The sequence below is a fragment of the Hyphococcus sp. genome (assembly GCF_965228385.1).
Classification (GTDB): domain Bacteria; phylum Pseudomonadota; class Alphaproteobacteria; order Caulobacterales; family Parvularculaceae; genus Hyphococcus.
In genome coordinates this window covers 327,540-352,490 of record NZ_OZ245810.1, presented here as the reverse complement: position 1 = coordinate 352,490, position 24,951 = coordinate 327,540, and the positions used below count along the sequence as shown (strand labels likewise).

Below are 24,951 nucleotides of genomic sequence, written 5' to 3'. Positions count from 1 at the left end.
TCACCTGCCCAGGTGGCGGAATTGGTAGACGCGCTGGCTTCAGGTGCCAGTGGCCTTACGGTCGTGGAAGTTCGAGTCTTCTCCTGGGCACCATTTGACGATCCGTTGACATCCAAACGCGTCTAAAACTATCATAATTTCAGTATGTTGTGGGGTCGCTCCGTCCAGAGGCGTCCATCCAAATCCATTAGATACCCGCAAATTTGCAGGTACTTTTGTGGGTATTTCGGAGTGAGTCCTCAAAGCAAACTGGAGCGAGTCCTCGTTCGGTACTCGAGCGCCGTCACGGTACTCAAACGGGAAACACACTGCCCGAAGCGTCCACACTGGCGCCGCATCATGGTGTGAGACCCGCTAACAAGAGTATCGGCGGATGGCTCAGGTCTCGAATGAGACTGGAGATCAAGTGATGTCGAAACTTACCCAGTTGGAAGTGAAAAACGCCAAGCCGCGCGAGCGCCCCTACAAGGTCGCGGACGGGGCTGGCATGTATCTGTACGTGAAACCGACCGGCGCGAAATACTGGCGTCTTGATTACCGCTATCGCAATAAGCACAAGACGCTCGCGCTTGGCGTTTATCCAGAAGTTACGTTAGCGGAAGCCCGTGTTAAACGTGAGAACGCGCGACGCCAAATCGCCGATGGCATAGACCCCAGCCATGCCCGCAAGATTGAAAGGCTAACCGGCGCAAAACCCGGAAAAACTTTTCGCGATGTAGCAGAAGAGCTCATTGAGAAAATGGCGCGGGAAGGCCGCGCCAAGGTCACGATTGATAAAACGAAATGGGTTTTTGATTTTGCATATCCATTTTTCGGCGACAGTTTAATCAATGAGATTACAGCGCAAGAAGTGCTTTCTGCGTTGCGAAGTGTGGAAGCCAAGGGCAATTTCGAAACTGCTCGCCGCCTCCGGAGCAAATGCGGGAAAGTTTTCCGGCTAGCTATTGCAACAGGTCGCGCTGAGCGTGACCCGACGCAAGACTTAAGAGGCGCTCTTACCACACCCAAGCGTGAACACTATGCGACGATTGTGAAACCAGATGAAATCAGTGCCCTCCTTCGAACAATCGATAATTACTCCGGACACCTGACGACACGCTTGGCTTTGCAACTCCTCGCCTTAACATTCGTCCGGCCAGGCGAACTTCGACACGCGGAATGGAAAGAGTTCGATTTCAAGGAAAATGTTTGGGAAATACCCGCAGAGAAAATGAAAATGCGGCGCATCCACCGTATCCCGCTTTCCAAGCAGGCGCTCACAATCATCGACTCGGTGCGCCCAATTAGCTCCAAGAGTCCATATCTTTTTCCGACCATCAGCAGGCACCACCGGCCAATGTCGGAGAATACCTTGACTGGCGCGCTACGCCGTATGGGATATTCAAAAGGCCAAATGACCGCTCACGGTTTCCGCGCCATGGCGGCGACCCGCCTTAATGAAATGGGAAAATGGTCCACAGACGCAATTGAACGCCAACTCGCGCATCAAGAAGCAAACGAAGTTCGCAGGGCCTATACTCATGCCGCGCAATATTGGGATGAACGGGTTAAAATGATGCAGGCTTGGGCGGATTATCTAGATACTTTGAGAAACGCCACGCCAGGACAAACTTGAGCCTTCGTAATGAATGAAGAGAGCCTAGAATTTCTCGAAACGGATATAGAAGACGAGAAAATAGCGTCTTTTAGCAAACGCTTTCGCGATGATCCGCGCGCAAGCGAAGTTGTGACTGAATTACGTCGCCTGGGCATGGATGAGAAAGATATCATCATCGCGTTCAGGCATATTTCGAGAATTCCAAGCGAATGGGAAACCGAGAAAGAATCAAAAGTATCCGCAGAAAAGCGGCGCGCGTCACTTTCTGAAAAGTTAATTAGCATCGCGGGCGAAGTTGAGAACGATCCTGATCTTAAAGGACTCTGCTTTGGCACAAATACTATTTGTTTTGGGAATCCCGATCCGGAAAGTGAAGGCTTCATTTCGCTTGCTTCGTGCTTGAAAGAAGGCGCCGCGGAACTGCAGACACAATCTTCAAGTGATGCGCCGGAACGCGCTGTTGCACTTAAGAAGTTCACGATCAATACAATTTTTGATCTAATCAACAACCCCGAGAAACGCGCGCCTAATAAAGAAATAGCGGCCTTAGCATCAATCTTATTAGGCGAAGAAGTATCCGCAAACGATGTTTCACAGGCAAGAAAAAAAGTAAGAAGAAAAAACTACAGAGATTAAGTTCTCTAATTCAAAACTATTCATCTTCAGGTTTTATGCAGTCCGGCCCCTGATTGCGCGTACTATTCACATAAGCGCTAACTTTGTTCGCCGTGATCCAATCTGAAGGGCATGGCTTTAACATTTCATAGGCTTCTTCAGGCGGCGCGTTAAACCATGCGTCTAACTGGTCGGCGCCAAGGATAACCGGCATGCGGTCGTGAAGTTCCGCCATGATTTCGTTCGGCTCGCAGGTGATGACCGTGCAGGTTGTTTTCACTTCGCCGGTGTCCGGATCAGTCCACTCTTCCCATAGCCCCGCGATGCGAAACGCGACTTCTTTTGTCGGGAAAATATGAAACGGTCCTTGGCCTTTCTCCTTAGGCCGCTTCCATTCGTAAAAGTTCATCGGAATGATGCAGCGTTGTCCGGCGTTCCATGGGCCGCGAAACGTCCGGCTTTCTCTCACCTTGTCGCTCCGCGCATTGAAGGTGGAATAGGTCCATTCCTTTGTGGGCTTCTTCCACGAGCGCGGCAGCAACCCCCAACGCGCCTTTTCTATGATCCGCTCGCCGTCCTTCTCGCGCACGATATGGACGGTTGTGGTAGGGGCAATGTTGTAGACCGGCTGAAGGTTGGTAGTAGGCGGAGAGCCGACAATTCCGGACAATTCGCAGATGTCGCTCCAAGTTAGGCTCTGATCCCCGCGCCCGCACATAGCTGAATCTCCTTGCATTTTAAGGCTATCACGCGGCCAGCTTGACGGGCCAGCCTCCCCGTGCAGATATTCTCGCAACGTGAACAAATCAAGAACATATACGGGGCTGCCCGAACTGGCTTCGGCCCGCGTCCATGAGCTTAGCGGGCCCAGTGCGGCAGCGTTCGCCTTCCTTATGGCTAGCGAAGGCGAGATCGTTCTGTGCGGCCCGCCGCATTGGCTTTCAGCCCTTCAGCCGGAAGCGGCGGCGCGTTTCTGCGATCCTAACCGCATACTTCATGCGCTCTCACCGTTAGAGGCTGACATTCTCTGGTCAGCCGAAACCGCATTGAGATCGGGCGCGGCTTCAACTGTCATCGTCGCAGCGGAAAGAAGCCCAAGCCTTACAAACTTTCGCCGCCTGCAATTGGCGGCGCTCGCTGGAAAATCGCTCGGCCTCGTCATCGTCAACCGCCCCGCCGCTAGCACGGCTGCGGAAACACGATGGCACTGCAAACCAGCTTACGCGGAAACGCATGAGGAATTCCGCATTCACGCCTCGCTTTACAAAAACAAGAAAGGGATTGTCGGGAGTTGGGTTTTAAATGTCTCTGGGGAAACGAATTCTTTGCATCTGGATGCCGCGCCTGCCGGTGAACCGGTTTGGCCGGAGCGGATTGCCGGTTGAAGACTGCCTGTTCGCAGTCACTGCAGAAGAAAAGAACGCTGTTCGGCTCATCTGCCTGAACAAACATGCGCGGCGGTTGGGGCTCGCGCCGGGCATGACACTCGCAACGGCAAGAGCGGCGGCGCCGGAACTCATAACGGTCGCCGAAGAACCCTTGCGCGATGAAGCTTTCCTGAAAGCGCTGCAGCGATGGGCGAACAAGTTCACGCCTTGGAGCGCCTGCGAGGGCAAAGACAATCTCTTGCTGAATATTACCGGCTGCGCCCACCTCTTTGGCGGCGAGCGCGCGATGGCCGATTACATCGTTCAAGAGCTTGCAGACAAACAAGTAGAAGCGCGCATTGGCGTTGCGGATACGAAAGGCGCGGCGATGGCTGCGGCGCGATATGGGGCTAAAGGCGAAACGATTATTCCCGCCGGGGAAACGAGACAGCGCCTCGCGAAGTTTCCCATTGAAGCGCTCTTTGTAAGCGACCAAACCATCTTCGAACTGAAGCGACTTGGCCTCAAACGCATCGGGGACCTTTACCCATTGAAGTCCGCCGACCTCATGAAGCGTTTCGGCTTAGGACTATTGCGCGCCTATGAAAAACTCCTTGGCAGCGCCGCCGATCCGGTCACGCCCGCAAAAGCTCAGCCAATCTTCGCCGCCCGCATGTCGTTCCCCGATCCTATCGGCCTAACCGATGATGTGAGCGAAGCTTTAAACCGCCTAACAGATCAAGTCTGCAAGCGATTATCGGAACATGCTTTCGGTCTGCGTGCTGCGCGGCTTAGCATCTATCGCGCAGACAAGCAGCAAATGCATATCGATATCGGTCTTGCCAGGCCCACGCAGGAAGCAAAACAGATCATTCGGCAGTTTGTGCTGAAGTTCGACAAAATCGATGCAGGCTGCGGCATTGATGTGATGCGTCTTTCCGCTACAAAAGCCGAACCGTTCGAACCCAAGCAGAAGCGCTTTGCCGACGCTGAAAAGCAAAACCAGCTTGACGAGTTAGTCGCGACGCTTGGCAATCAACTCGGCTTTGACCGCGTCTTGCGCTGGCGCCCGCTAGAAAGCCATCTGCCCCGCCGGTCTTTCCGATTTGTCGAAGCGGTGCAGTGCAAGGATGATGGTCAATGGAAGGCGAGCCTGTCACGCCCTTTGATGGCCTACGAAGGCGAGCACGCAACCATCTTAGAACCCGGACGCCCGCCCAAGCGCTTTGAATGGCGCGGGCGCACATTCACCGCCGCTCGCTTTAAAGGGCCTGAGCGTATCGGGCCTGAATGGTGGAAAGGTCCGCAAAGCGATGAGCTTAAAGACTACTGGCAGATCGATTGCGAAGAAGGCCCGCGCCTCTGGCTTACGACAAAGCCGGGCGAGAAACCCCATCGCTGGGAAGTCGCGGGGCTCTTTCCATGAGCTATGCAGAACTAAACGTCACGTCGAATTTTACGTTCTTGACCGGCGCGTCGCATCCCGAAGAAATGGTAGAGCGCGCCGCTGAACTCGGCCTTGCAGCGATAGCCGTCACTGATACCAACAGTTTTGCGGGCATTGTTCGCGCTCATGCCGCCGCGATTGATAACGATATGCGCTATATCGTCGGCGTTCGCCTTCTTCTTGAAGATGGGCAAGACCTGCTTGCCTATCCCAAGACGCGAAAAGCCTATGGCGCTCTTTGCAGGCTTTTAACGCTCGGCAAGCGCCGAACTGTCAAAGGCGAATGCACGCTTCACATTGAAGATGTGTTTGAATGGTGCGAAGACTCATATCTGATCGCGCTCAATGTTTCGCCTGAAACATTGAAACAGCTATCAGCGCGATTTGGCGATCATGTCTTTTTAGGTCTCAGCCCCGCCTATGACGGTGAGGACGAAGAACGGTTTGAAGCTCACGCAGCGTTCGCGAAACAGACCGGTCTTCCCCTTATCGCCACCGGCAATGTGATGATGCACAAAGCTTCGCGGCGACCGCTGGCGGACGTGCTCACTTGCATTCGCGAACGCTGCATCATCGATAATATCGGAAAGCGAGCGCTGCTAAACGCTGAGCGCCGCCTCAAGAGCCCGTTTGAAATGCACAAGCTCTTCAAGGCGTACCCTGAAGCCGTCGCCAATACGCTTCTTATCAAAAACGAGTGTCTCTTTTCTCTTTCCGAACTCAAATATGAATACCCGGAAGAGATTGCAGATGGAAAACCGCCGCTGCAGCGCCTTCGCGAGTTGACGGAAGAAGGATTGCAAGAGCGTTACCCGGATGGAACGCCGCTTAATGTGCAAGCCATGGTCGCACGCGAACTCGGGCTTATCGAAAAGCTCGACTATGCGCGCTATTTCCTGACCGTCCATGACGTTGTGAAGTTTGCTCGCGATCAGAAAATTTTATGTCAGGGCCGCGGCTCTGCAGCAAACTCCGTCATCTGTTACGCCCTCGGCATTACATCAATCGGCCCTGACATCATCACGATGGTATTTGAACGGTTCGTCTCTGAAGCGCGCAACGAACCGCCGGATATTGATGTCGACTTCGAACACGAGCGGCGCGAAGAAGTCATTCAGCATATCTACCAAAAATATGGCCGTCATCGCGCAGGCATATGCGCCACCGTCATTCACTTCCGAACAAAGGCCGCGATCCGCGAAGTCGGGACCGCCATGGGCCTTTCCGATGATGCAATTACAGCCCTTTCCGGCCAAGTCTGGGGATGGTCCGAAGGCGCGCTGAAAGATGAGCGCGTCAAAGCGGCGGGCCTGAATGCTGAAGACTTCCGTCTTCGCCAAACGCTTTCTCTTATTCAGGAGATTATCGGTTTCCCGCGTCACTTATCTCAGCATGTCGGCGGCTTCGTCATCACCAAGGGACGGCTTGATGAACTTGTCCCCGTCGAAAACGCGGCCATGGAAGACCGCACCGTCATTGAATGGGATAAGGACGATATCGACGTACTCGGCATGCTTAAAGTCGATGTTCTTTCTCTCGGCATGCTCACCTGCATTCGCAAAGCTTTTGAACTCATCCGAGAATGGAAAGGAACTCGCTACGAGCTTGCAACGCTGCCGCAGGAAGACCCGCGCATTTATGAGCAGCTAAGCCAAGGCGACACTACGGGACTATTCCAAGTTGAAAGCCGTGCGCAGATGTCTTTCCTCCCGCGCATGCGCCCGCAATGTTTCTATGATCTTGTCATTGAAGTGGCGATCATTCGTCCCGGCCCGATTCAGGGAGATATGGTTCACCCCTATCTGCGCCGCCGTCGCGGCGAAGAGAAAGTCGTTTATCCATCGAAAGAGCTGGAAGAGGTGCTGAAGCGCACGTTGGGCGTTCCGCTCTTTCAGGAACAGGCGATGCAAATCGCCATGGTCGCTGCCGGTTTTGATCCGAGCGAAGCTGACGGCTTGCGCCGCGCCCTTGGAGCCTTCAGGCGCGTCGGAAGCGTCTCTGACTTCAAGGAACGGTTTATCTCCGGCTGTATTGAACGCGGCTACGATGCTGACTTCGCTGAACGATGTTTCCGACAACTCGAAGGCTTTTCCGGTTACGGCTTCCCCGAAAGTCACGCTGCATCATTCGCTTTGCTGGTCTATGCTTCTGCGTGGCTGCGCTATCATCACCCGGAAGTTTATTGTTGCGCGATCCTAAATTCGCAGCCCATGGGCTTTTATGCGCCTGCCCAACTTGTCGGCGACGCCCGCCGCCACGGCGTCGAAGTCCGCCCCGTCGATATCAACGCCAGCACCTGGGATTGCTCTTTGGAGCCTGACGGAACCGGCAGCCTCGCCGTCCGCCTCGGCTTCCGCATGATAAAAGGCTTCAAAGAAGAAGACGCACAATGGCTCAATGCGGCGCGCGGCAATGGCTATGCCGATATCGCCTCGCTCAAAAGACGCGCCGGGCTCAACAAGGCCGCAATCGTTAAGCTCGCTATGGCTGACGCTTTCGCCTCTCTAGGCGCCTCCCGCCGCAATGCGCTCTGGCATGCGAAAGCCGTCGATGACGGCGAGCCGATGCCGCTGTTTGACAGCGCAGACTTAAGCGAGCCTCTAACAGAAACAGCCTTGCCGCTATTGTCCCATGCTGAGGACGTATTTGAAGACTTCATCAGCACGAGACTATCGCTCAAAGCCCATCCGGTCGGGTTAGTCCGCGACTATGCCGGAGAAAACATCACACGGAATGTAGCCTTGCGAGACATACCGCAAAACGGGCGAGTTTCCGTTCTGGGCGCCGTCATCACCCGGCAAAGGCCCGCCACGGCCAGCGGTGTTGTGTTCATCACGCTGGAAGACGAAACAGGTTCTGCAAACATCATCGTTTGGAATACGACGTTCGCAAAATACCGAACGCAAGTGATGCAAGGGCGTCTTCTCAAGATCACCGGCAAGGTCCAACGCGAAGGCCGCGTCATCCATGTGATTTCAGAGCAGATCGAAGACTATTCTTATTTGTTCGACGAACTCAGCGAAGCGCAAGAAGACCGCTTAGACATGACATGGTCATCAGCCGACGAAGTCAAGAAACAAGTTCCCGACAGCAGGCAAACATCACGCTTTAAAAAGAAGCCGACAACTACTCCCGCCATGCACCCGCGCCAGCAGGCAAAGAGGTTGTTTGTGAGTCGAGATTTTCATTAAGTATCGGAGATAACATGACTGCACTTATCAAAATGTCACAAAACTACTCAAAGCAGACATAAGCCGTTAATCAATTCACATGTGATCCAGCGTTGCTGCACGAAGTCCCCTTCTGAAAAAAAGGCATGCATATAAGGTTATTGAAAATCGCTATGCGAAGAAATTTATTGGATTCAATAACGAAATGGAAAAAACTTCACACTCGCCCTCCACCGATGGCAAAACCTCTTCAGTCGAATTCCCTAAATTAGGTTGGTCATTTTGCGTTCCGCAAACTGCGCGTGGGTAGCGCCCACGCCATTAGCGCGTGAGCACGCCCCCTTCGCGTTCCCGGCACTTGTGCAAATCTTCCATTGAATTATAATTTTGGTACGATTCTCACAAATAAATGAGCACATATATCAAAAATTATATTAGTCCATTCCTTACCAGCTTTATGGTGAACCAATGAACGCTCTTCTAGATTTCGAGAAACAGCTATTTGGGGAGGATACTGATTGCACATAAAGAAAATCAAAGTCCGCAATTTCAGACTCTTCAGACAATTGGATTTGAAGTTGAATGCCGGATTGAATGTTATTGTTGGCGAAAACAATTCTGGCAAGACAGCCCTAATTGATGCAATCCGCCTGACTCTAGATACAACCTCATCTGAATGGACGAGAATCTCCGATTTTGACTTTCACGACGATACAGATGACTTCAGTATTCAAATTAAAATTGATGATATTACAGCTGAGCAAGCTGCGGTTTTTGTTGAACACCTATCGCATGAAGAGCTCAAAGATGGGACGCGCAAATCTGTTCTATATGTCAATCTAATCGCTCATAGAACGGACATTGTTCGAAAGGGCAACCCATTTATCCGGACAGAATTTAGATCAGGTCAGCATGCAGAAGGACCGTCTATAGAGCGCGATGTCCGTGACTACCTGTCCGCCACCTACCTAAAACCACTAAGAGACGCCGAAGCTGAACTTTCTTCTGGAAGAGGCTCAAGATTAGCGCAGATTATTTCCTCCTCAACGGAGTTCAAGCGAGATAGTTCGAACTTTAAAGCTTTGCTGGAGGGGCTAATCCAAGCCAGTCAAGAGGCAAAAGAAAACGAGGGCCTTAAGAGAGGTAGGGACCAAATCAACACAAATTTTGAAGGTCTGATTTTTGCAACTGATGATTTCAATTTGGCCATACAAATGCTGGGAAGCAAAGCATTTGATGCGATGACCAAGACCGAAAAGGAACGATCTTTTCAAGAGATTTTACAGCGGCTGAGTCTGGTCCTTGGTGAAGTAAGACCTATGCAAGGTCTGGGATACAACAACGCTCTTTTTATGGCTACCGAGCTTCTACTGCTCGAGCAAGAGAGCAATGAGTTTTCATTGTTGTTGATTGAGGAGCCGGAAGCGCATCTGCATCCGCAGCTGCAAATGAAGTTCCTGAAGTTTATAAGAGACAAGTCCTACTCCAAAGGTAATCGCGGACTTCAAACGATACTAACGACACATAGCCCAAATCTCGCCTCAAAGGCACCTCTTGAGAACATCATTGTTATGAACAGAGGAGAAGCCTTCTCTATGAGAAAAGGCGAAACGGGATTGTCGCCTGATGATTATACATTCCTTGAGAAATTCCTTGATGTCACAAAATCCAATCTGTTTTTTGCTAAGGGCGTTTTGATTGTTGAGGGTGACGGCGAAAATATTTTGCTGCCTGCAATCGCCAAACTGTTGGGCAGGCCGCTGGAGGATTATGGTATCAGCGTAGTAAATGTTGGCAACACGGCGTATGCCCGGTACGCGAAAATCTTTTTGAGGAGGAGAAGAATTGATAGCGAAAATCCTGTTCTCCCCGTCAAAGTTGCTGTTCTTAGGGATTTAGATTTATGGCCTATTAAGGCGGATGAAGAGCTCCATCCAGAAATTGGCTTCAAGACTCTCAACGCCAAGAACAAGCATTATTGGCTGCCTCGCAAGGATTCCGACAATAATGATATAGGGACCGACCCTGATCTTAAGAAAGCAAGATTAAGACGGCTGGCTGTTAACATGAAGAATTTCACCGAAGTAGTGACTGATACGCAGAACATATCGATCTGTCCTTCTGACGAATGGACTTTCGAATATTGTCTAATTCGCTCGGGGCTTGCCGAGGAAGTTTATCAAGCGATTCATGGAACTTCTGACGGATTTGCAGACCTTCCCGATGATCCAGAAGAAAGAGCGATAAAGATATATGCGATGATAGAGGCGAAAAGTGGCGGCAAAACTCATGTTGCCTACGCCTTGAATACTATTCTGCGACAGAAATACGGTTCCGAGGGAAAAAGAGAAAGCCTAAAATCGGTGCTTCCAAGCTATATACTAGATGGCTTGGAACATGTGACTGGCGAATTTCCAAGCGACCTTGACGCCCCAAGCGACAACGAAACCAATCAAGAAGAAGGGAATACGACTGAAACGGCAACAGCGGAAGGAGGAGACTAGTGCCTGACCTCCATATAGATTTGGATATTTCGGATGCTCGGATAGAAGCCTTTCTCAGTGAGAACAACGCAAAAGAGCAAGATGAAAACAAACATCTCAGCTTTGATGTGGTACGCCGAAATGCTCTCCAGTCTTTCAATGATATGCAAGCTTGTCCTGGAAGCGGGAAAACTACATTAGTAGCTTCCAAGTTGGTTATATTGGCCAAAGAGTGGCACGCCAAGCATCAGGGATTATGCGTTCTCACTCATACGAACGTGGCATGCTATGAAATATTGTCTCGACTAGGTGCCCATCCTTCAGGTGTTAAGCTTACCTCGTATCCCCATTTCATCGGCACAATCCAAGAATTCACAAACAAATATCTGGGGTTGCCTTATATCCGTTCGAATGGCTTACCCGTTTCACGAATAGATGATGATGTTTGCGAACGGTATATGAGGGGCATAGCCGCAAGGGGTACTCTGACCTATCTGGAACAAAAGCGAGCCTCGCTTTTCAGTTTGAAAATCGATCATGTTACCGGCGAGATAAATATTCCAGGCTTTACATCCGCATCACAATCAAACAGCTATAAGGATTTACAGCGTGTCTTTCGGAATCGGTTAAACCGAGGACTATTCTTCTACTCGGAAATGTACCATTTCGCGAAGCAAGCAATCGCTGAAAATAAAGTCTTAAGTGAGGCACTCCGAAATCGATTTCCAATCGTGATTTTGGATGAAATGCAAGATACGCAGCAATTCCAGGACGAACTGATTAATTCTATTTTTCAACATGATAACGTGAAGTTGCAGCGCTTCGGTGACCCGGATCAGGCAATATTTGACAACATGGGTGGCGGCGAGCCCAATCAATCCTTCAATAGCAAAGAAGGCTTAGCTGTAGTTTCCCACACACACAGATTTACTCGAGATATTGCATCAAAGGTAAAAGGACTAAGCATTCGGCAAATTGGAGTGATCACTGCACGAGACGTTCCGCAAGAGCCGCTCCCACACTCAGTGTTCATTTTTGATGATCTGACAAAGGTTGATGTTATAGAGCAATTCTCCAAGCTTGTCGCTCAGTGTGATCCCGACGAGAAATGGGCTGCGGTAAAAGCTGTGGGAGCCACCGAAGGTGAAGGCGGACATATTAGCGCCTACTGGGACGGGTTTGATAAAAACAGATCTCCAAAGGGGCCAAAACCTCAAACGCTTTTCGAGATTGTTAGTCGTGATTGGCGGAGGTGTGACAGACATTCGCAAAAGCAATATAAATTTCTTGTCCAAGGGGTCCTCGATCTTCTTAGGATAAGTCAAACGACTGATTCACGGCATGATCCAGCTCGGTATTTTACTGCAAGCAGTTTGAAATCCTGGCTAATTGAAGTAGCAAGATATAACGAATTCCGTGCATTGATTACTTCTTGGATTTTCAATGGTCCACCAGATGAAACCGAATGGAGTTCTCAGGTTTCGAAACTACGAGCCCTTTTAGCCGTCACCAGCACGTCGGAAGATACCAACAGTTTTCTCAGCTTCTCTGATCAGGCCCTTGCAGAAGGCGAAGAGTCATCAATCTTGAATATGTATATAGCCGCCAACGGAAGGCAAATCGAGGTCGGCACTATTCATTCAATTAAGGGTGAGACTCATGATGCGACCTTAGTTCTCGAAACAAAGAACCATCAAAACGATTTGGAGCAATTACTTGATCATATTTCGGGAATCGAGCACGGTGCGATATCGGGTGTAAGAAAAGTAAGGTTTGCACGGCTGCTGTACGTGGCAACAACAAGACCGCGCCATCTATTGTGCCTGGCTATCCACAGCGAGAATGTCTCAGATGCGCAGGAGCAGGCGTTAAGCGATAATGGGTGGGATATAAAACGCCTAACGCCAAAGGTCGGATCGTGACAGATGATTTCAATCCGAGGTATCTGACCCATACTGAACAAGGAAAGAAATGGCTGACTCAATTTGAGCCTTTGGATCAGGAAATTGCCATTTCCGTTGCCAACAGCCTGACCCTCGTTTCGCATACAGAATTTGAACGAAATCTAGTCAGCAAGTTCGAAGGCATCGCCTCAGAAGTTGCGGGGGCCATTGGTTTCTACGCCGTGCGTGAGCTTAAGACCCATGAGCGAATGACGAAGTTTGGGCTTATGGATTGTGTCATCCCTTTTTTTTCACAGGTAAATAGTGAAGACGGAAAATCCGTTAATGCCCTTTCATCATCGTCTGATCAGGGAAGTGAAGCTCGAGTGGCAAATACCATTCGGCAACTCTGCAAATCCAACCCCGATAAATACCTAAATCACCCTACTATAGACTTCCTTCGAGAAAAGAAGTGCGACGCGATAGTATTCGTTGACGACTTCATCGGCTCAGGCCACAGAGTTCGTGAATTCTTGACCAGTTTTTGGATAGAGCCGACGATTGTGTCATGGCTATCTGGAAAGCAGATTGAGTTTCATGTAGCTGCATATTCAGGAACCGAAGACGGGATCGCTTCTGTATCTCGGCATAAATCCAAACCTCTCGTACACATTTATAGAGATGCGCCAACATTTCGTACCTTCTTTTGGGGCGAAGAAAAAAAGGAGAAGATTCGAAAACTCTGCGAGAAATACGGACGTATTGCGAACAAGAAACGCAAGAATATGTGGTGGGGATATAAAGAAGGAATGGCAGCCCTTGTATTTGAGCATGGGTGCCCGAACAACACCCCTGCCATTCTCTGGGAGCCAAACTTTGAAGGGAGTGGCTGGGTTGGGCTGTTCCCAAATCGTGTGGTTTCGTCAGACGTTGCATCGGTTTTCCCGCCCGAAATAGTGCGTAGCGACCCCATTCAGATTCTAAGTGATGTCGGGCAATCAAGGTTGGCTCATTCTGGTGCTCTGCTCAGACGCGGGACGGCAGGTCAGATTATTCTGACAGTGCTGGCATTGATTGCCAAAGGTAAGCGAAGGCGCTCAACCTTGTGTTTCGCAACCGGCATGAATACGGACGAGTATGAACGATTAATTGAAAAGTGCATCCAGTGGCAGTTTATTTCGCCACAGCGGAGAATAACACCTAGAGGATTGGCAGAGCTGGATGCCGCAAGAAAATCGAGGAAAGCACGACCGGAAGCTCAAGATCGAGGTTCCGATTACTACTTCCCTCGACAGTTGAGGGGCCACAAATGATTAGTGCTAGCAAACAACGTCGTTGTTGTTGCAATCACTATTTGAGTGGTTGTTGGGGTAAGGATTTCCTGATCCCTTTGGAAGAGCCTAGGCTTGGCAGGAGACGGAGCACTCTGCCTTTTGCCCACGTATGCCTCAGGTCGGCAGAGCGCTCCGCCGCCTACGGCGGCGCATCGGAGTAATCATATGTGGTCCCCTCAACGCTACAAAGACGAAGGCAAAAAGCAAGGCCGTACAGACGAATTGCTTGAAAATGCAATCACTCAAAGCGAAACGCTTATAAATTCCGTGTACGGGCTACCGTCAATATTGTCCCTGAGCCATCTTTCAATGAGGACGGGCGTCGCATTTCAAACCATTCGATCATATGTCAATAGAGGCGACCATGACGCATATGGGAGTTTCTCAATACGCAAAAGGTCTGGAGGGAAGCGCTTCATTAGGGTGCCATCGCCCAATTTGATGCGTGTTCAGCGCTGGATAAACGATCATATATTGGCGCGCGTTCCTGTTCACAGTGCTAGCCAAGCATTTAAGAAGGGAAACTCAACATATCAGTGTGCGGCAAAGCATTGCGGGGCACAGTGGCTAATTAAAGTGGATGTGGCCGACTTCTTTGAGTCAATTTCGGAGATACAGGTTTATCGTGTATTCAAGGAACTCGGATACCAGCCGCTTGTAGCTTTTGAGTTAGCTCGTTTATGCACGATTAGGTCTGCGTGGTTAAGTCCACGCCGCCAATACAAGCAATGGCGAGTGCACAAATCTAATGCTGAAATAGCTGACTATAGCGTTGACCTGTTGGGCTACGTCCCGCAGGGAGCGCCAACCAGTCCTTTGCTCTCAAATCTGATAATGCGAGATTGTGATGATGAAATCACCGGGATTGCAGCAAAATACAAGCTTACCTACACGCGCTATAGCGATGACCTAGCCATGTCCACGCGTTCGAAGGACTTTGACCGAAGAAAAGCCCGTCAGGTGGTCAATGAAATCTATAGGGTGCTTTCCAGATCAGGTTTCAGGCCGCAGTTTCGAAAAACAAACATAGTTCCACCAGGGAGCAAAAAAATCGTTCTTGGCTTGAATGTGGACGGAGGAATGCCTCGACTGCAGAAGGAATACAGAGATCGTATTAGGCAACATCTTTACTATCTACAAAAGCTTGGACCAAGTTCGCACGCTGCGGAACGTGGGTTTGATTCAATTTGGGGAATGAAATCTCATCTAAAAGGTATGATTGACTACGCCAATATGATTGAACCTAAATATGCGCGTGTCTGCTTAGATAAGTTTAAAGCAGTTGACTGGCCAATCTAAACACATTTCGGTTTGCGGCACACATTTCAATCCAACCCCGATCACTGGGGTTGGGTGCGGCTAAATCGGTACAAAAAGCGTTATGTCGCCATTTGCCAACCATGCTGACATTGAGTTGACGCTATTATTCCCCTGACGTCCTAATCATTCCAATTTCGCCAATTGTCCCAATCCGTGGCGATTCTTCGATTTGTATTGATAAAGCTCTCTACAAACGGGGGGAGACGCCCTTATAACAATGCGAAAATGAATAATTCAATGCGCCTCGATTGATCCTTTCACATTTGGACTGACTCTCTCATATTATCTACAAACGTCCGCTACTGTACATGCGGAGAGTTTTGGATGTCTCAAAGTGTCGAAATCGAAGCCTACGACATAAAATCGTTCTGCAAGGCTTACAGCGTTTCACGAAGTTTTGCCTACGAAGAGATCAGGGCTGGGCGGCTAAAAATCGTAAAAGTTGGAAGGCGTACGTTAATCACGAGAAGAGATGCCCAGATTTGGCTGCAAGAGCATGCAGCGACCGCACCCTGACTCTGAAGGGGTATCTACCGTGGTATCTCGACAGTATCTCTGGGGGTGGCCAAAGGGTGTCGTTTTCTGTATTTGTTCACTGTCAAAAGGGTATCTAGAGGGGTCTGTTACAAGGGTCTTCCCGCGCAGATAAAGCGGAAAAATGCGCGCCCTTGGCACTCGCTGATCTCAGTTCCAAAAACCGTAAGGGCAAGTCGCAGCTATCCTGGTCTATATACGACTTATATCCGAAAGCCGCCGGGCATATATCCGGAGATATATCGACCATATAAGCGAGCCTATACGAGACATCGAAGCCTCTTCGAAGGTCATTCGAAGCTTGTTCGAAGGGCCATCGAAGTAAATTCGAAGAGATATCGAAGCAAATATTCGAAGCTTTGCGTCCGAGGATAGCGGCCCAGGCTTCGTTTGAGGCTTGGAAATTTCCCGCCTCGAATTTCATGAGCAAATGTCGAAGAGAACCGCCACTTTGTTTCGCCGACGGTATGTGCTACATCGTCCGTACAAGTCCAAATCTGGTATTTGGTACTCATACCGCCCCTGCAATTTGCATCGGCGGTATTTTTGTCGGTATCTGGGAACCACACGAATTTTTTAAGAGATTGATTTCAAACGACTATTTGCCGCGCGTGATTCCTCTCCTGGCACCATTATTTTGACGAAAACCTTAACTGGAAAGTTCATATCCCTTAAAGATTTTGCGAAGTTCTGTTTTCAGAACCTTTCCGGTGGCGCCCAGTGGAATTTCATCAACAAATTCAACAGCGTCGGGCCAAGCGATTTTATCGAGTTTGGTTTTTACGAATTCCCGAATGTCTTCCGCCGTGGGATCCTGACCTTCCTTTTTGACGATGATCAATAAAGGGCGTTCCTGCCATTTGGGGTGATGAACGCCGATGACGCCGGCTTGCGCCACCCCTGGATGTGAAAGCGCCGCATTTTCAATATCGATAGACGACACCCATTCTCCGCCGGTTTTGATGACATCCTTGGACCGGTCGGTGATTTGCAGAAAACCATCCTCATCGATAATCGCCACATCGCCCGTGTCAAACCAGCCATCCTGGGTAAGCGTCGGCGAGTCTGTTTTGAAGTATTGATCGATTATCCACGGGCCGCGGACCTGAAGATTTCCGTCAGATACGCCGTCATGGGGAAGCTTGTTTCCGTCCGGACCGATAATTCGCATATCAACGAACGGTAAAGCGCGCCCCGCCTTTAACTGGTACGGGATACGTTCATCAAAAGGCAGTGCACGCACAAAGGGCGGAAGCGTGTTGACAGTGCCAATCGGCGACATTTCCGTCATGCCCCAACCCTGTTGCAGTTCGACATCGTATTTTGCAAAACCGCGGATGAGCGCTTCAGGCAATGCCGAGCCGCCGCTCATGCCCATCCTGAGATAGGGCAATTCCTTGCCTGTTTTCTCAAGATATTGCAGCAACCCGAGCCACACAGTCGGCACGCCGGCGCAATAGGTGACTTTTTCAGAGTCCAGCAGCTCATAGAGTCCTTCGCCGTCGAGACGCGGTCCTGGAAATACCTGTTTAATCCCGATCATCATGCTGGAATAAGGCGTGTTCCACGCATTCACATGAAACATCGGAACGACCGGCAATAATGTGTCGCCTTCCTTCAAGGACATCGCTGTGGGCAGACAAGCTGCGAAGGATTGCAGCACGAGTGCGCGATGCGAGTACAAAACACCTTTCGGATCGCCCGTGGTGCCCGAGGTGTAGCACATGGCGACCGCCGTGTTTTCATCGAAATCCGGCCAGTCAAAATTTTCATCGCCGGTTTTTATGATGTCTTCGTAAATCTCCACGCCTTCGCCCGCCTGCTCGGCATGATCGGAATCCGTCAAGGCGCAATAATAACGAACGCTTTTGAGATGAGGCTTCAGCGCCGCAACAAGCGGGCTAAATGTCGTATCATAAAAGAGGAATGCATCTTCCGCGTGATTAATCACAAAAGCGGCGTTTTCCGGTCCAAGACGCGGATTGACTGTATGCAAGATCGCGCCAAGACCGCCAACCGCATAATAAAGTTCAAACTGACGAAACGTATTCCAGCCAATAACGCCGACGCGATCGCCTTTCTTTACGCCAAGATCTGAAAGCGCGTTCGCTAACCGGGCGATTCGTTTCGCAGAATCGGCGATCGTATAACGATGTATAGGCCCTTCGACAGTACGCGTAACGATTTCGGTATTCCGGAAATTACGTACGGCGTGCTTGAGGATCTCGGTCGTCAGCAACGGCCGGTCCATCATTAATCCCATCATCGTTTTTCATCCTCCCAGATGTGTATTTTTTTATATAAAATCGACTCTTTGACCCGGGGTCAAATAATAGGCGCATAAACACAGGTTTTGACGCCGGGAGAATGATTCAGGTTCGACTGAAAATCGCCGCACACGCCCCTGACCAGACGAAATAACCATTTTTTTACGGAACTTCACCAGCTAGAAGTAAGTGGATTGCTTTCCGGTATGGTCACCCCAAAACAGGTCAACAGTTCTTATCAGGAAGGCTGTTTTCCAGTCGATTTGAGTACATCCGCCAGAATTGTCTTCTGGCGGGCCACATCCGGAAAGTTTTCATCGATCCAGCGCGCCTCCACAGTTGCCAGGATATCCGCCACGGCGGGACCAGGCGACACGCCGGCATTGACAATGTGCTTTCCCGAGATCTCGAACACTGGCGTTTCGATTTTATCAAGTAACCGTCGCAATTTTTTATAGTCGGGTTCGTTTATCCGGCCGCGGGCGGCGGCAAGCAGAACACCATCTGTAACGGCGTTTTTGCCAAAGCGATATAGCTGTTCGCGCAGCGTTGACTCTGTAAGCGGTAAGATCAGCCGCGAAGCAGACTTCAGCGCAGTGGCGCGTACCGCCTTTTCCGCATTCGAAAGTCTGAGACGCCGGCCAATACCGTCACCAGCTTCGCCATAGAGCCCCGCCAGCATGACCGGACCGGTAAGCGATGGGTCCAGCATTTTCATTTTTGCCGCGACGTTCAGGTCAGCTTGCGCCGGCCAGATTTTTCCAAGTACGCCGCTCGTCTGCATGGCGCTCAGGGCGATCGCTGCGCGCGGCAAAGCGAGAATAGCCATCGTTTCAGCCCCAACGCGTTCTGCCGATAAAGTATCAAGGCCGTCTTTCAGCGCTGCGCAGGCGGCAAGCCCCTCTTCGTCGAACGTTTCGCAAAAGCGCGCCGTGAACCGAAAAAACCGCAGAATACGCAAATAATCTTCTTTGATCCTTTGAGATGCGTCGCCGATAAACCGAACGCGTTTCTCCCCGGCGTCGCGAACGCCTCCAACAGGATCAAAAAGCTTACCGTCAGGCGTCAGATAAATTGCATTGATTGTGAAATCCCGGCGTTGCGCATCGGTTTCCCAGTTGCGCGTGAAGGCGACGGTGGCGCGCCTTCCATCGGTTGAGACATCGGCGCGCAATGTCGTTATTTCTACGCCCTGATGATCCACGATCGCTGTTACCGTGCCATGCGCCAAACCGGTTGGCGCAACGCGCAAACCCTGTTGTTTCAACGCCGATATTGCTGCGTCGGGCTCCAGCAGTGTTGCGATGTCAAAATCTTTCGGGACGACGCCGAGCAGACTGTCGCGCACGCATCCGCCGACAAAACGCGCAGCGCCCGCCTCGGCGGTCTCCAGGGCGCCGATAACCCGCTTTAAAGACGCGTTGTTCAACCAGTCAAAATTCGCTCGCGCGCTTTCAGGCAATGGTAATAGCGTTGAGACCGCACTCACGATCCTGATTCTTCCATCGCCGGATGCGCCTGCAGCAATTGCGCAAATGAACGAAGGATCGCTGCTGTCAGCCCCCAGATGTGATAAGGTCCATATATCGCCGCAAACATTTTATAAGGCACGTCTTTATGTCGTCGCTCTTCGATGATGTGGTTTGCGAGATCAGAAACGAATTCAACCGGCACCTCGAAGATTTCGTCAACCTCACGCGGACAAGGCTTCAAATCTGCAGCGGGATCGACCACGCCGACGACAGGCGTGACCGAAAAGCCGAGGCCGCCCTTGTGCACGCCCATGGTTCCGATGACATCGACCAGACCCGGTGCGATGTTCACTTCTTCATGCGCTTCACGCAAGGCGGTTTCGACGGGACCGTTGTCTTCTTTTTGTTTCTTACCGCCCGGAAAACTGATTTGCCCGGCGTGAGACGGCATATCGGGAGAGCGCACTGTCAAGATAACGCGGGCCCCGTCTTTGCGATAAACAATCGGCACAAGCACCGCTGCGTCCTTTCGCTTATCGCTCCAGCGATTTTCAAAAAGCTTGTCGCCCACAAGATGCGGGTTGATCTCGCGAAACAGATCTTGAACCTGCTGGGCGGATGAATGCTCAAGGCTCGCTTCTATACGCGCCCGCAACCTGTCTGAATTCGCCGATGTAAAAGACAATTTCAGGCTCGATTCCTGTCTTGCATAACTTCATCCGCCAGTCCGAGTGAAAAAAAATTCACCGCCGGAATAAACGCCAAAGTGCTTTTCCCCGCCTATTGTCCGCGTTTCGCACAAATCTACAAGATCATAAAACACCGCGCGGGCGATGCGCGCGTCAAGGCCCATTCGGACATGCAGGTACGGCGCGCTTTCGCCGGTATTCATATCGGTGCGAAATTCAAGCCTGTGGTCTCGCCCGGCGCCGATTGTGTCGCCTACATTGGTGGTAAAAGTTAAATTCTGGTCCGGGCCCTGGCTATCTTGTTTCATCAAAACTGCAACAAAAGGCGCATCTTCAACTCTGATCTCCAGCTTTTCGACAGGGGTGACCAGAAAATATTTTTGTCCTTCGCGCTTTAGAACCGTTGAAAACAATCGAACAAGGGGAGCGCGTTTTATGGGCGCGCCTTCATGCATCCAGGTTCCGTCCCGTTTGATGACGAGGTCGATTTCACCGCTGATTTCAGGGTTCCATTTATCAACTGGCGGCAACGAGCCCGAAGCTGCGTCTTCAAGTTGAGCCGCATATCGTATCAAATCCGCCATCAAGAAAAACCGGCGCCCGCGTGATGCGGCGCCGGCCCCTTTTTTGTAATGCTGCATCCGTTAGATGCTTCGGAGCAGTCAGGCTCAGCTATGCATTATTCGCAACTGATACAACGGGCGTAGGATGCGTTCGGATCATTGAAATCTTCAAAAAACGCCGCCTGCTTTTCCGCTTCGCTCAGTATACGCGCGACCGCACCGTTCGCCCGCTTTGATTTTTCACCACCGGCCATGGCGACCATCCTGCTCGAAACATTGCCAAGCAGCATTTCGAATCGCGTACGGCGCTCTTTCATTTTTACGACATCGTATTTTTCAAGTTTTGCGAGACGCGCGGCTGCGGCGATAGCGTCGTCATAATCGCCCAGATTGTCGACGAGCCGTAAGTCCTTCGCCTTCCCGCCAATCCACACACGGCCCTGCCCCACTGAGTCCACATAGTCTTTTTCAAGACTACGCCCCTCATTCACGACTGAGAGGAAACGGTCATAGCCGCTTTCAATCGATTGCTGAATAATGGCGCTCGCGCTTTCCGGCAAAGGACCGATACCGGTCGCCAGCAATGGCGAAAGAGACGTCGTGCCGACGCCGTCCACAAACACGCCAAGCTCAGCAGCGGTATTTTCGAATGTGTTGAAATATCCGAATATGCCGATTGAACCGGTGATCGTCGTCGGAGCGGCCCAGATTTCATCGGCGGGCGAGGCAATCCAATATCCGCCCGATGCAGCAAGCGATCCCATGGAGGCGACAACAGGTTTTCCGGCTTTCTTGATCGCCAGAACTTCCGAACGAATAACTTCCGAAGCGAAAGTCGAACCGCCGGGGCTGTCAATGCGTAGAACCACCGCTTTGACTTTATCGTCGAGGCGCGCTTTTTTAAGCTGTTCAGCGACTGTGTCGCCGCCTGCGGCGCGGCCCGCCGGCGCTTCGCCATCAATAATGGTGCCAGCCGCCGTGATCACCGCAATGTTCGGGTCGCCGTCATCGGCGTCGCGCTCAACAGATGCGAGATAACGGCGAAATCCGACATTTTTAAATGACTTGCCGTCTTTGCTCGCGCCGAAAGTCTGTTTCAGATACTCATTCATTGCAGCGCGCGATTTCAATTCGTCGACGAAACCCGCCTGCACGGCCGCTTCTGCAAAACTGCCGTCAGCTTCGGCCATGACGGCGCTCATGTTGTTGGCGTAACTTTCGATCGCGCCCGAGGGAAGTCCGCGCGCGCCTTCCACCCTATCGATATATGCGGACCACAACGTTTCAAGATAGCCGAGATTCGCCTCTTTCGCTTCAGGGGACATGTCGTCGCGAAGAAACGGTTCAACTGCGGACTTGAACGTGCCGACACGGAAGACGTGCGACGTGATTTTCAGTTTTTCCAGAAAAGATTTGAGATAGGTGCCGTACGATCCGTACCCGTATATGATCAGATTACCGAAATCATTCATGTAGATTTCATCGGCGCCGGCCGCAAGCATATACTGGTCCTGCGAGTAAAAGTCACCGACAGCAATTACTTTCTTGCCGCTTTCCTTAAATTTGGCGATCTCATCGGCGATGTAATGTAGCTTGCTGGCGCTGCTGGACGATACGCCCATGCTGCCAAGATCAAGCACCAGTCCTTTTATTCGCTTGTCTTCTTTCGCCTTGCGGATCACGCGAACGATATCGTGCACGGAAATTTGCGAGGGCTCGTCTATACCGTACGCCTGTTCGACAATTACATTAAAAGGATCGACCTCTTCTGCGGTTTCCACGAGGACGCCGTTGGGGTTCAATACGAGCGCTGCTTCATCGGGAATGGAAACTGAGACCGAGTCGTTATTGCCCGCGACGCCGTTCGAGACATTCACGATGACGCCCACAAACAGCATGAGAATCACCAGGCCTATCAGCCCCTGCAGCACCAGCAGAAAACCGATGATGATCTTGAAGAAGCCCTTGATAAAGCCCCAGACGGTGAATTTTGACTCGTGTTCAGACACAAAGGTCCCCTTTTACCAACGCCGCAAGCAACCTAACATTCCTCACGGCCAAGAGTTCGAGCCGCATTAGCGGCGATTGAACGATTGCCCCACAATTAACGCACCGCAGCACGCTAGGGCGATATCGTAAAGACATTGGCCTCAACCCCGCAAGGGGCAAGAGTTTTTTCGACAATCCGTTTCCTTTTCTTGCCAAGCGGTTGTTTAACCTTCATTGAGCCATGTTATTGAAAATAAGGCCTGGATTCGAAGGATTTGCCCCCAGCAGTAGAGTGAATTTAATGAACGAAACACAACCTGATCAGGACCTGTTACGAAAATTTGATGAGATTTCGGTGAAATTCGGGCGAGCCCGCTCTGCGCTTGGCAATATTGTGTTTGGCCAGGATGAAGTCATCGACCTGACGCTTGCTACACTTGCCGCAGGGGGGCATGGGTTGCTTGTCGGCGCGCCGGGCCTTGCAAAAACGCTGCTCGTCACATCCATCGCCGATATTATGGGCCTGTCCGCAAAACGCGTTCAGTTTACGCCGGACCTCATGCCTGGCGACGTCCTGGGGTCTGAAGTGCTGGAAGAAAGCGCGGAAGGCACGCGCGAATTCAGGTTCATTCCGGGGCCCGTTTTCTGTCAGTTGTTGATGGCGGACGAGATTAACCGCGCCAGTCCCCGAACACAGTCAGCGCTGCTGCAAGCCATGCAGGAACATCATGTCACCGTCGCCGGCGCGCGCCATGACCTGCCCGAACCGTTTCACGTTCTCGCGACACAAAATCCAATTGAGCAGGAAGGCACCTATCCCCTGCCGGAAGCGCAACTGGACCGGTTTCTTTTGCAAATTGACATCGATTATCCCGATATCGATGCGGAACGCCGGATGCTTGCCGCAACAACTTCCGCTGATAGCCCAGACGTTGATGCGGTAATGACACGCGAAGATCTGGTCGCCGCGCAACGGCTTGTGCGCGAAATGCCGGTTGGGGAACAGATTGTAGATATGATCTTGAACCTTGTGCGCGCCGCGCGACCAGTTGACGGCGCGGCGGAACGCGTGAGGAATTTCGTCGCCTGGGGACCAGGGCCGCGCGCCAGTCAGGCGTTTTCGCTGGCGGCGCGCGCGCTGGCGCTGATTGACGGACGTCACGCGCCGTCGCTTGACGATGTCAAACGGTTGGCAGGCCCGGTGCTGCGTCATCGTATGGCGTTGAACTTTGCGGCCCGCTCAGAGGGAATAGACACAAACAGCTTTATCGATGAACTGCTCGCGGGGGCGTAACACTTCTTGAAAGGAAAACGCCCAAAAATGCCATCCAGGAATTCGACGCTTGCTGTCCGCCATGATGCGGAGCGCGCCGCCGCGTTGTTTCCGGCGATGCTGCTTGATGCGGACAAGATTGCGCAGTCGGTGTCTGCGGGTTTGCACGGACGCAGGCGCGCCGGCCCCGGTGAAACTTTCTGGCAACACCGCCCTTACGGATTTGGCGATGCAGTATCTTCCATCGACTGGCGCCAGTCCGCCCGCGCTGCAGACCGGTTGTATGTCCGTCAGAATGAATGGGAAGCAGCGGCTGCAGCCTATCTATGGCGCGACCCGTCCCGGTCTTTGGATTATGCGTCAGACCGCAATATTCCCACAAAACGCCGCCGCGCGGATATTTTAATCACCGCCCTGACAATATTAATGGCGCAGGCTGGCGAACGCATAGGGCTGCTTGGCGAAGAACGCCGGCCGTTTCAGGGACGCACAGCGCCTGAGCGCATGCTGGAAGCTCTTCACATTGACGAATTTATCGATCAGGCGAGCGCCCCGCCGGTAACAAATGTACCCGCTGGCGCGCGAATCGTTCTGGCGAGCGATTTCTTTACCGATCCAAACGCGATTGAACGCGCCGTAGCATCCCTCGCCGGGGCGGGCGCAAAAGGCGTTTTACTGCAAATCTGCGATCCGGCGGAGGAGACCTTTCCCTTTGACGGACGCATTGAATTTCGCGATCCGGAGAGCCGGGACCGCATGATCTTCGGCCAGACCGGCGCGGTGGCGCAGGCATATAAGTCCGCCTTTGCCGCACATCGCGAAAACTTGATGGAGATTGCCCGAAAAGCCGGCTGGATTGTGATCGCTCATCGCACAGACAAGCCGCCTCAAGCGGCGTTGCTTTCTCTTTTTACAGCGCTTGGCGATATGCGAAAATGGATGACGTGA

Annotated in this window: 17 protein-coding genes and 1 tRNA gene; 12 read left to right on the top strand and 6 right to left on the bottom strand. The window is 51.5% G+C overall.

What is annotated here, in order from left to right; translation table 11 throughout:
• Window positions 1-6: 6 nt before the first annotated feature.
• The 3 genes from ACQK2Q_RS01615 (at window position 7) to ACQK2Q_RS01605 (ending at window position 2,233) form a co-directional block, all read left to right on the top strand.
• Window positions 7-93: transfer RNA gene (locus tag ACQK2Q_RS01615), tRNA-Leu, on the top strand.
• Window positions 94-409: 316 nt separating this feature from the next.
• Window positions 410-1,615 carry a tyrosine-type recombinase/integrase gene (locus ACQK2Q_RS01610; RefSeq protein WP_425408013.1) on the top strand — a complete coding sequence of 402 codons (1,206 nt, stop codon included), beginning with the start codon at window positions 410-412 and terminating at the stop codon, window positions 1,613-1,615.
• A gap of 9 nt (window positions 1,616-1,624) precedes the next feature.
• Entirely contained in the window at window positions 1,625-2,233 is a 609-nt protein-coding gene (locus tag ACQK2Q_RS01605; protein WP_425408012.1) for a hypothetical protein, read from the top strand.
• Between the two features lie 16 nt (window positions 2,234-2,249).
• Here ACQK2Q_RS01605 and ACQK2Q_RS01600 read toward each other — a convergent pair whose 3' ends face one another.
• Entirely contained in the window at window positions 2,250-2,930 is a 681-nt protein-coding gene (locus ACQK2Q_RS01600; protein ID WP_425408011.1) for an SOS response-associated peptidase, read from the bottom strand.
• Between the two features lie 79 nt (window positions 2,931-3,009).
• Here ACQK2Q_RS01600 and ACQK2Q_RS01595 point away from each other — a divergent pair, with 79 nt between their 5' ends.
• From ACQK2Q_RS01595 to ACQK2Q_RS01565, 7 genes are all read left to right on the top strand, one after another.
• A complete protein-coding gene (locus tag ACQK2Q_RS01595) occupies window positions 3,010-3,597 on the top strand; it encodes an ImuA family protein (RefSeq protein ID WP_425408010.1) in 588 nt (195 codons plus the stop codon).
• Entirely contained in the window at window positions 3,515-5,005 is a 1,491-nt protein-coding gene (locus ACQK2Q_RS01590) for a Y-family DNA polymerase (protein ID WP_425408009.1), read from the top strand. Before ACQK2Q_RS01595 ends, ACQK2Q_RS01590 begins: the two co-directional genes overlap by 83 nt.
• The gene (locus ACQK2Q_RS01585) at window positions 5,002-8,217 is read left to right on the top strand and encodes an error-prone DNA polymerase (protein ID WP_425408008.1); all 3,216 of its coding nucleotides are present in this window, start codon (window positions 5,002-5,004) and stop codon (window positions 8,215-8,217) included. The genes ACQK2Q_RS01590 and ACQK2Q_RS01585 overlap by 4 nt, the downstream gene beginning before the upstream one ends.
• A 497-nt stretch (window positions 8,218-8,714) precedes the next feature.
• Complete coding sequence (locus ACQK2Q_RS01580; protein ID WP_425408007.1) at window positions 8,715-10,700, top strand: ATP-dependent nuclease; 1,986 nt, start codon at window positions 8,715-8,717, stop codon at window positions 10,698-10,700.
• Window positions 10,700-12,601, top strand: a complete 1,902-nt coding sequence (locus tag ACQK2Q_RS01575; protein ID WP_425408006.1) for a UvrD-helicase domain-containing protein — start codon at window positions 10,700-10,702, stop codon at window positions 12,599-12,601. Before ACQK2Q_RS01580 ends, ACQK2Q_RS01575 begins: the two co-directional genes overlap by 1 nt.
• Window positions 12,598-13,875 carry a phosphoribosyltransferase-like protein gene (locus ACQK2Q_RS01570; protein ID WP_425408005.1) on the top strand — a complete coding sequence of 426 codons (1,278 nt, stop codon included), beginning with the start codon at window positions 12,598-12,600 and terminating at the stop codon, window positions 13,873-13,875. The genes ACQK2Q_RS01575 and ACQK2Q_RS01570 overlap by 4 nt, the downstream gene beginning before the upstream one ends.
• Before the next feature lie 186 nt (window positions 13,876-14,061).
• Window positions 14,062-15,195 (top strand): reverse transcriptase family protein, encoded by a 1,134-nt coding sequence (locus ACQK2Q_RS01565; protein WP_425408004.1) that lies wholly within the window; start codon window positions 14,062-14,064, stop codon window positions 15,193-15,195.
• Window positions 15,196-16,399: 1,204 nt separating this feature from the next.
• Here the strand turns inward: ACQK2Q_RS01565 and ACQK2Q_RS01560 are convergent.
• From ACQK2Q_RS01560 to sppA, 5 genes are all read right to left on the bottom strand, one after another.
• Window positions 16,400-18,016 (bottom strand): long-chain fatty acid--CoA ligase, encoded by a 1,617-nt coding sequence (locus ACQK2Q_RS01560; RefSeq protein WP_425408003.1) that lies wholly within the window; start codon window positions 18,014-18,016, stop codon window positions 16,400-16,402.
• Window positions 18,017-18,255: 239 nt separating this feature from the next.
• On the bottom strand, window positions 18,256-19,506 hold the full coding sequence (locus tag ACQK2Q_RS01555; RefSeq protein WP_425408002.1) for a CCA tRNA nucleotidyltransferase: 1,251 nt from the start codon (window positions 19,504-19,506) through the stop codon (window positions 18,256-18,258).
• Window positions 19,503-20,174: a CoA pyrophosphatase gene (locus tag ACQK2Q_RS01550; protein ID WP_425408001.1), complete on the bottom strand. Its 672-nt coding sequence runs from the start codon at window positions 20,172-20,174 to the stop codon at window positions 19,503-19,505. Before ACQK2Q_RS01550 ends, ACQK2Q_RS01555 begins: the two co-directional genes overlap by 4 nt.
• Before the next feature lie 30 nt (window positions 20,175-20,204).
• On the bottom strand, window positions 20,205-20,762 hold the full coding sequence (locus tag ACQK2Q_RS01545) for a DUF1285 domain-containing protein (RefSeq protein WP_425411102.1): 558 nt from the start codon (window positions 20,760-20,762) through the stop codon (window positions 20,205-20,207).
• A 95-nt stretch (window positions 20,763-20,857) separates the two neighbouring features.
• Complete coding sequence (gene sppA, locus ACQK2Q_RS01540) at window positions 20,858-22,750, bottom strand: signal peptide peptidase SppA (RefSeq protein ID WP_425408000.1); 1,893 nt, start codon at window positions 22,748-22,750, stop codon at window positions 20,858-20,860.
• A 281-nt stretch (window positions 22,751-23,031) separates the two neighbouring features.
• Here sppA and ACQK2Q_RS01535 point away from each other — a divergent pair, with 281 nt between their 5' ends.
• Window positions 23,032-24,024: an AAA family ATPase gene (locus ACQK2Q_RS01535; protein ID WP_425407999.1), complete on the top strand. Its 993-nt coding sequence runs from the start codon at window positions 23,032-23,034 to the stop codon at window positions 24,022-24,024.
• Between the two features lie 27 nt (window positions 24,025-24,051).
• The gene (locus ACQK2Q_RS01530) at window positions 24,052-24,951 is read left to right on the top strand and encodes a DUF58 domain-containing protein (protein ID WP_425407998.1); all 900 of its coding nucleotides are present in this window, start codon (window positions 24,052-24,054) and stop codon (window positions 24,949-24,951) included.

Coding starts and splice junctions, on each gene's coding strand:
- ACQK2Q_RS01610 (WP_425408013.1), top strand. CDS start 410: ATGTCGAAACTTACCCAGTTGGAAGTGAAAAACGCCAAGCCGCGCGAG.
- ACQK2Q_RS01605 (WP_425408012.1), top strand. CDS start 1,625: ATGAATGAAGAGAGCCTAGAATTTCTCGAAACGGATATAGAAGACGAG.
- ACQK2Q_RS01600 (WP_425408011.1), bottom strand. CDS start 2,930: ATGTGCGGGCGCGGGGATCAGAGCCTAACTTGGAGCGACATCTGCGAA.
- ACQK2Q_RS01590 (WP_425408009.1), top strand. CDS start 3,515: ATGTCTCTGGGGAAACGAATTCTTTGCATCTGGATGCCGCGCCTGCCG.
- ACQK2Q_RS01585 (WP_425408008.1), top strand. CDS start 5,002: ATGAGCTATGCAGAACTAAACGTCACGTCGAATTTTACGTTCTTGACC.
- ACQK2Q_RS01565 (WP_425408004.1), top strand. CDS start 14,062: ATGTGGTCCCCTCAACGCTACAAAGACGAAGGCAAAAAGCAAGGCCGT.
- ACQK2Q_RS01560 (WP_425408003.1), bottom strand. CDS start 18,016: ATGATGGGATTAATGATGGACCGGCCGTTGCTGACGACCGAGATCCTC.
- ACQK2Q_RS01545 (WP_425411102.1), bottom strand. CDS start 20,762: ATGGCGGATTTGATACGATATGCGGCTCAACTTGAAGACGCAGCTTCG.
- ACQK2Q_RS01535 (WP_425407999.1), top strand. CDS start 23,032: ATGAACGAAACACAACCTGATCAGGACCTGTTACGAAAATTTGATGAG.
- ACQK2Q_RS01530 (WP_425407998.1), top strand. CDS start 24,052: ATGCCATCCAGGAATTCGACGCTTGCTGTCCGCCATGATGCGGAGCGC.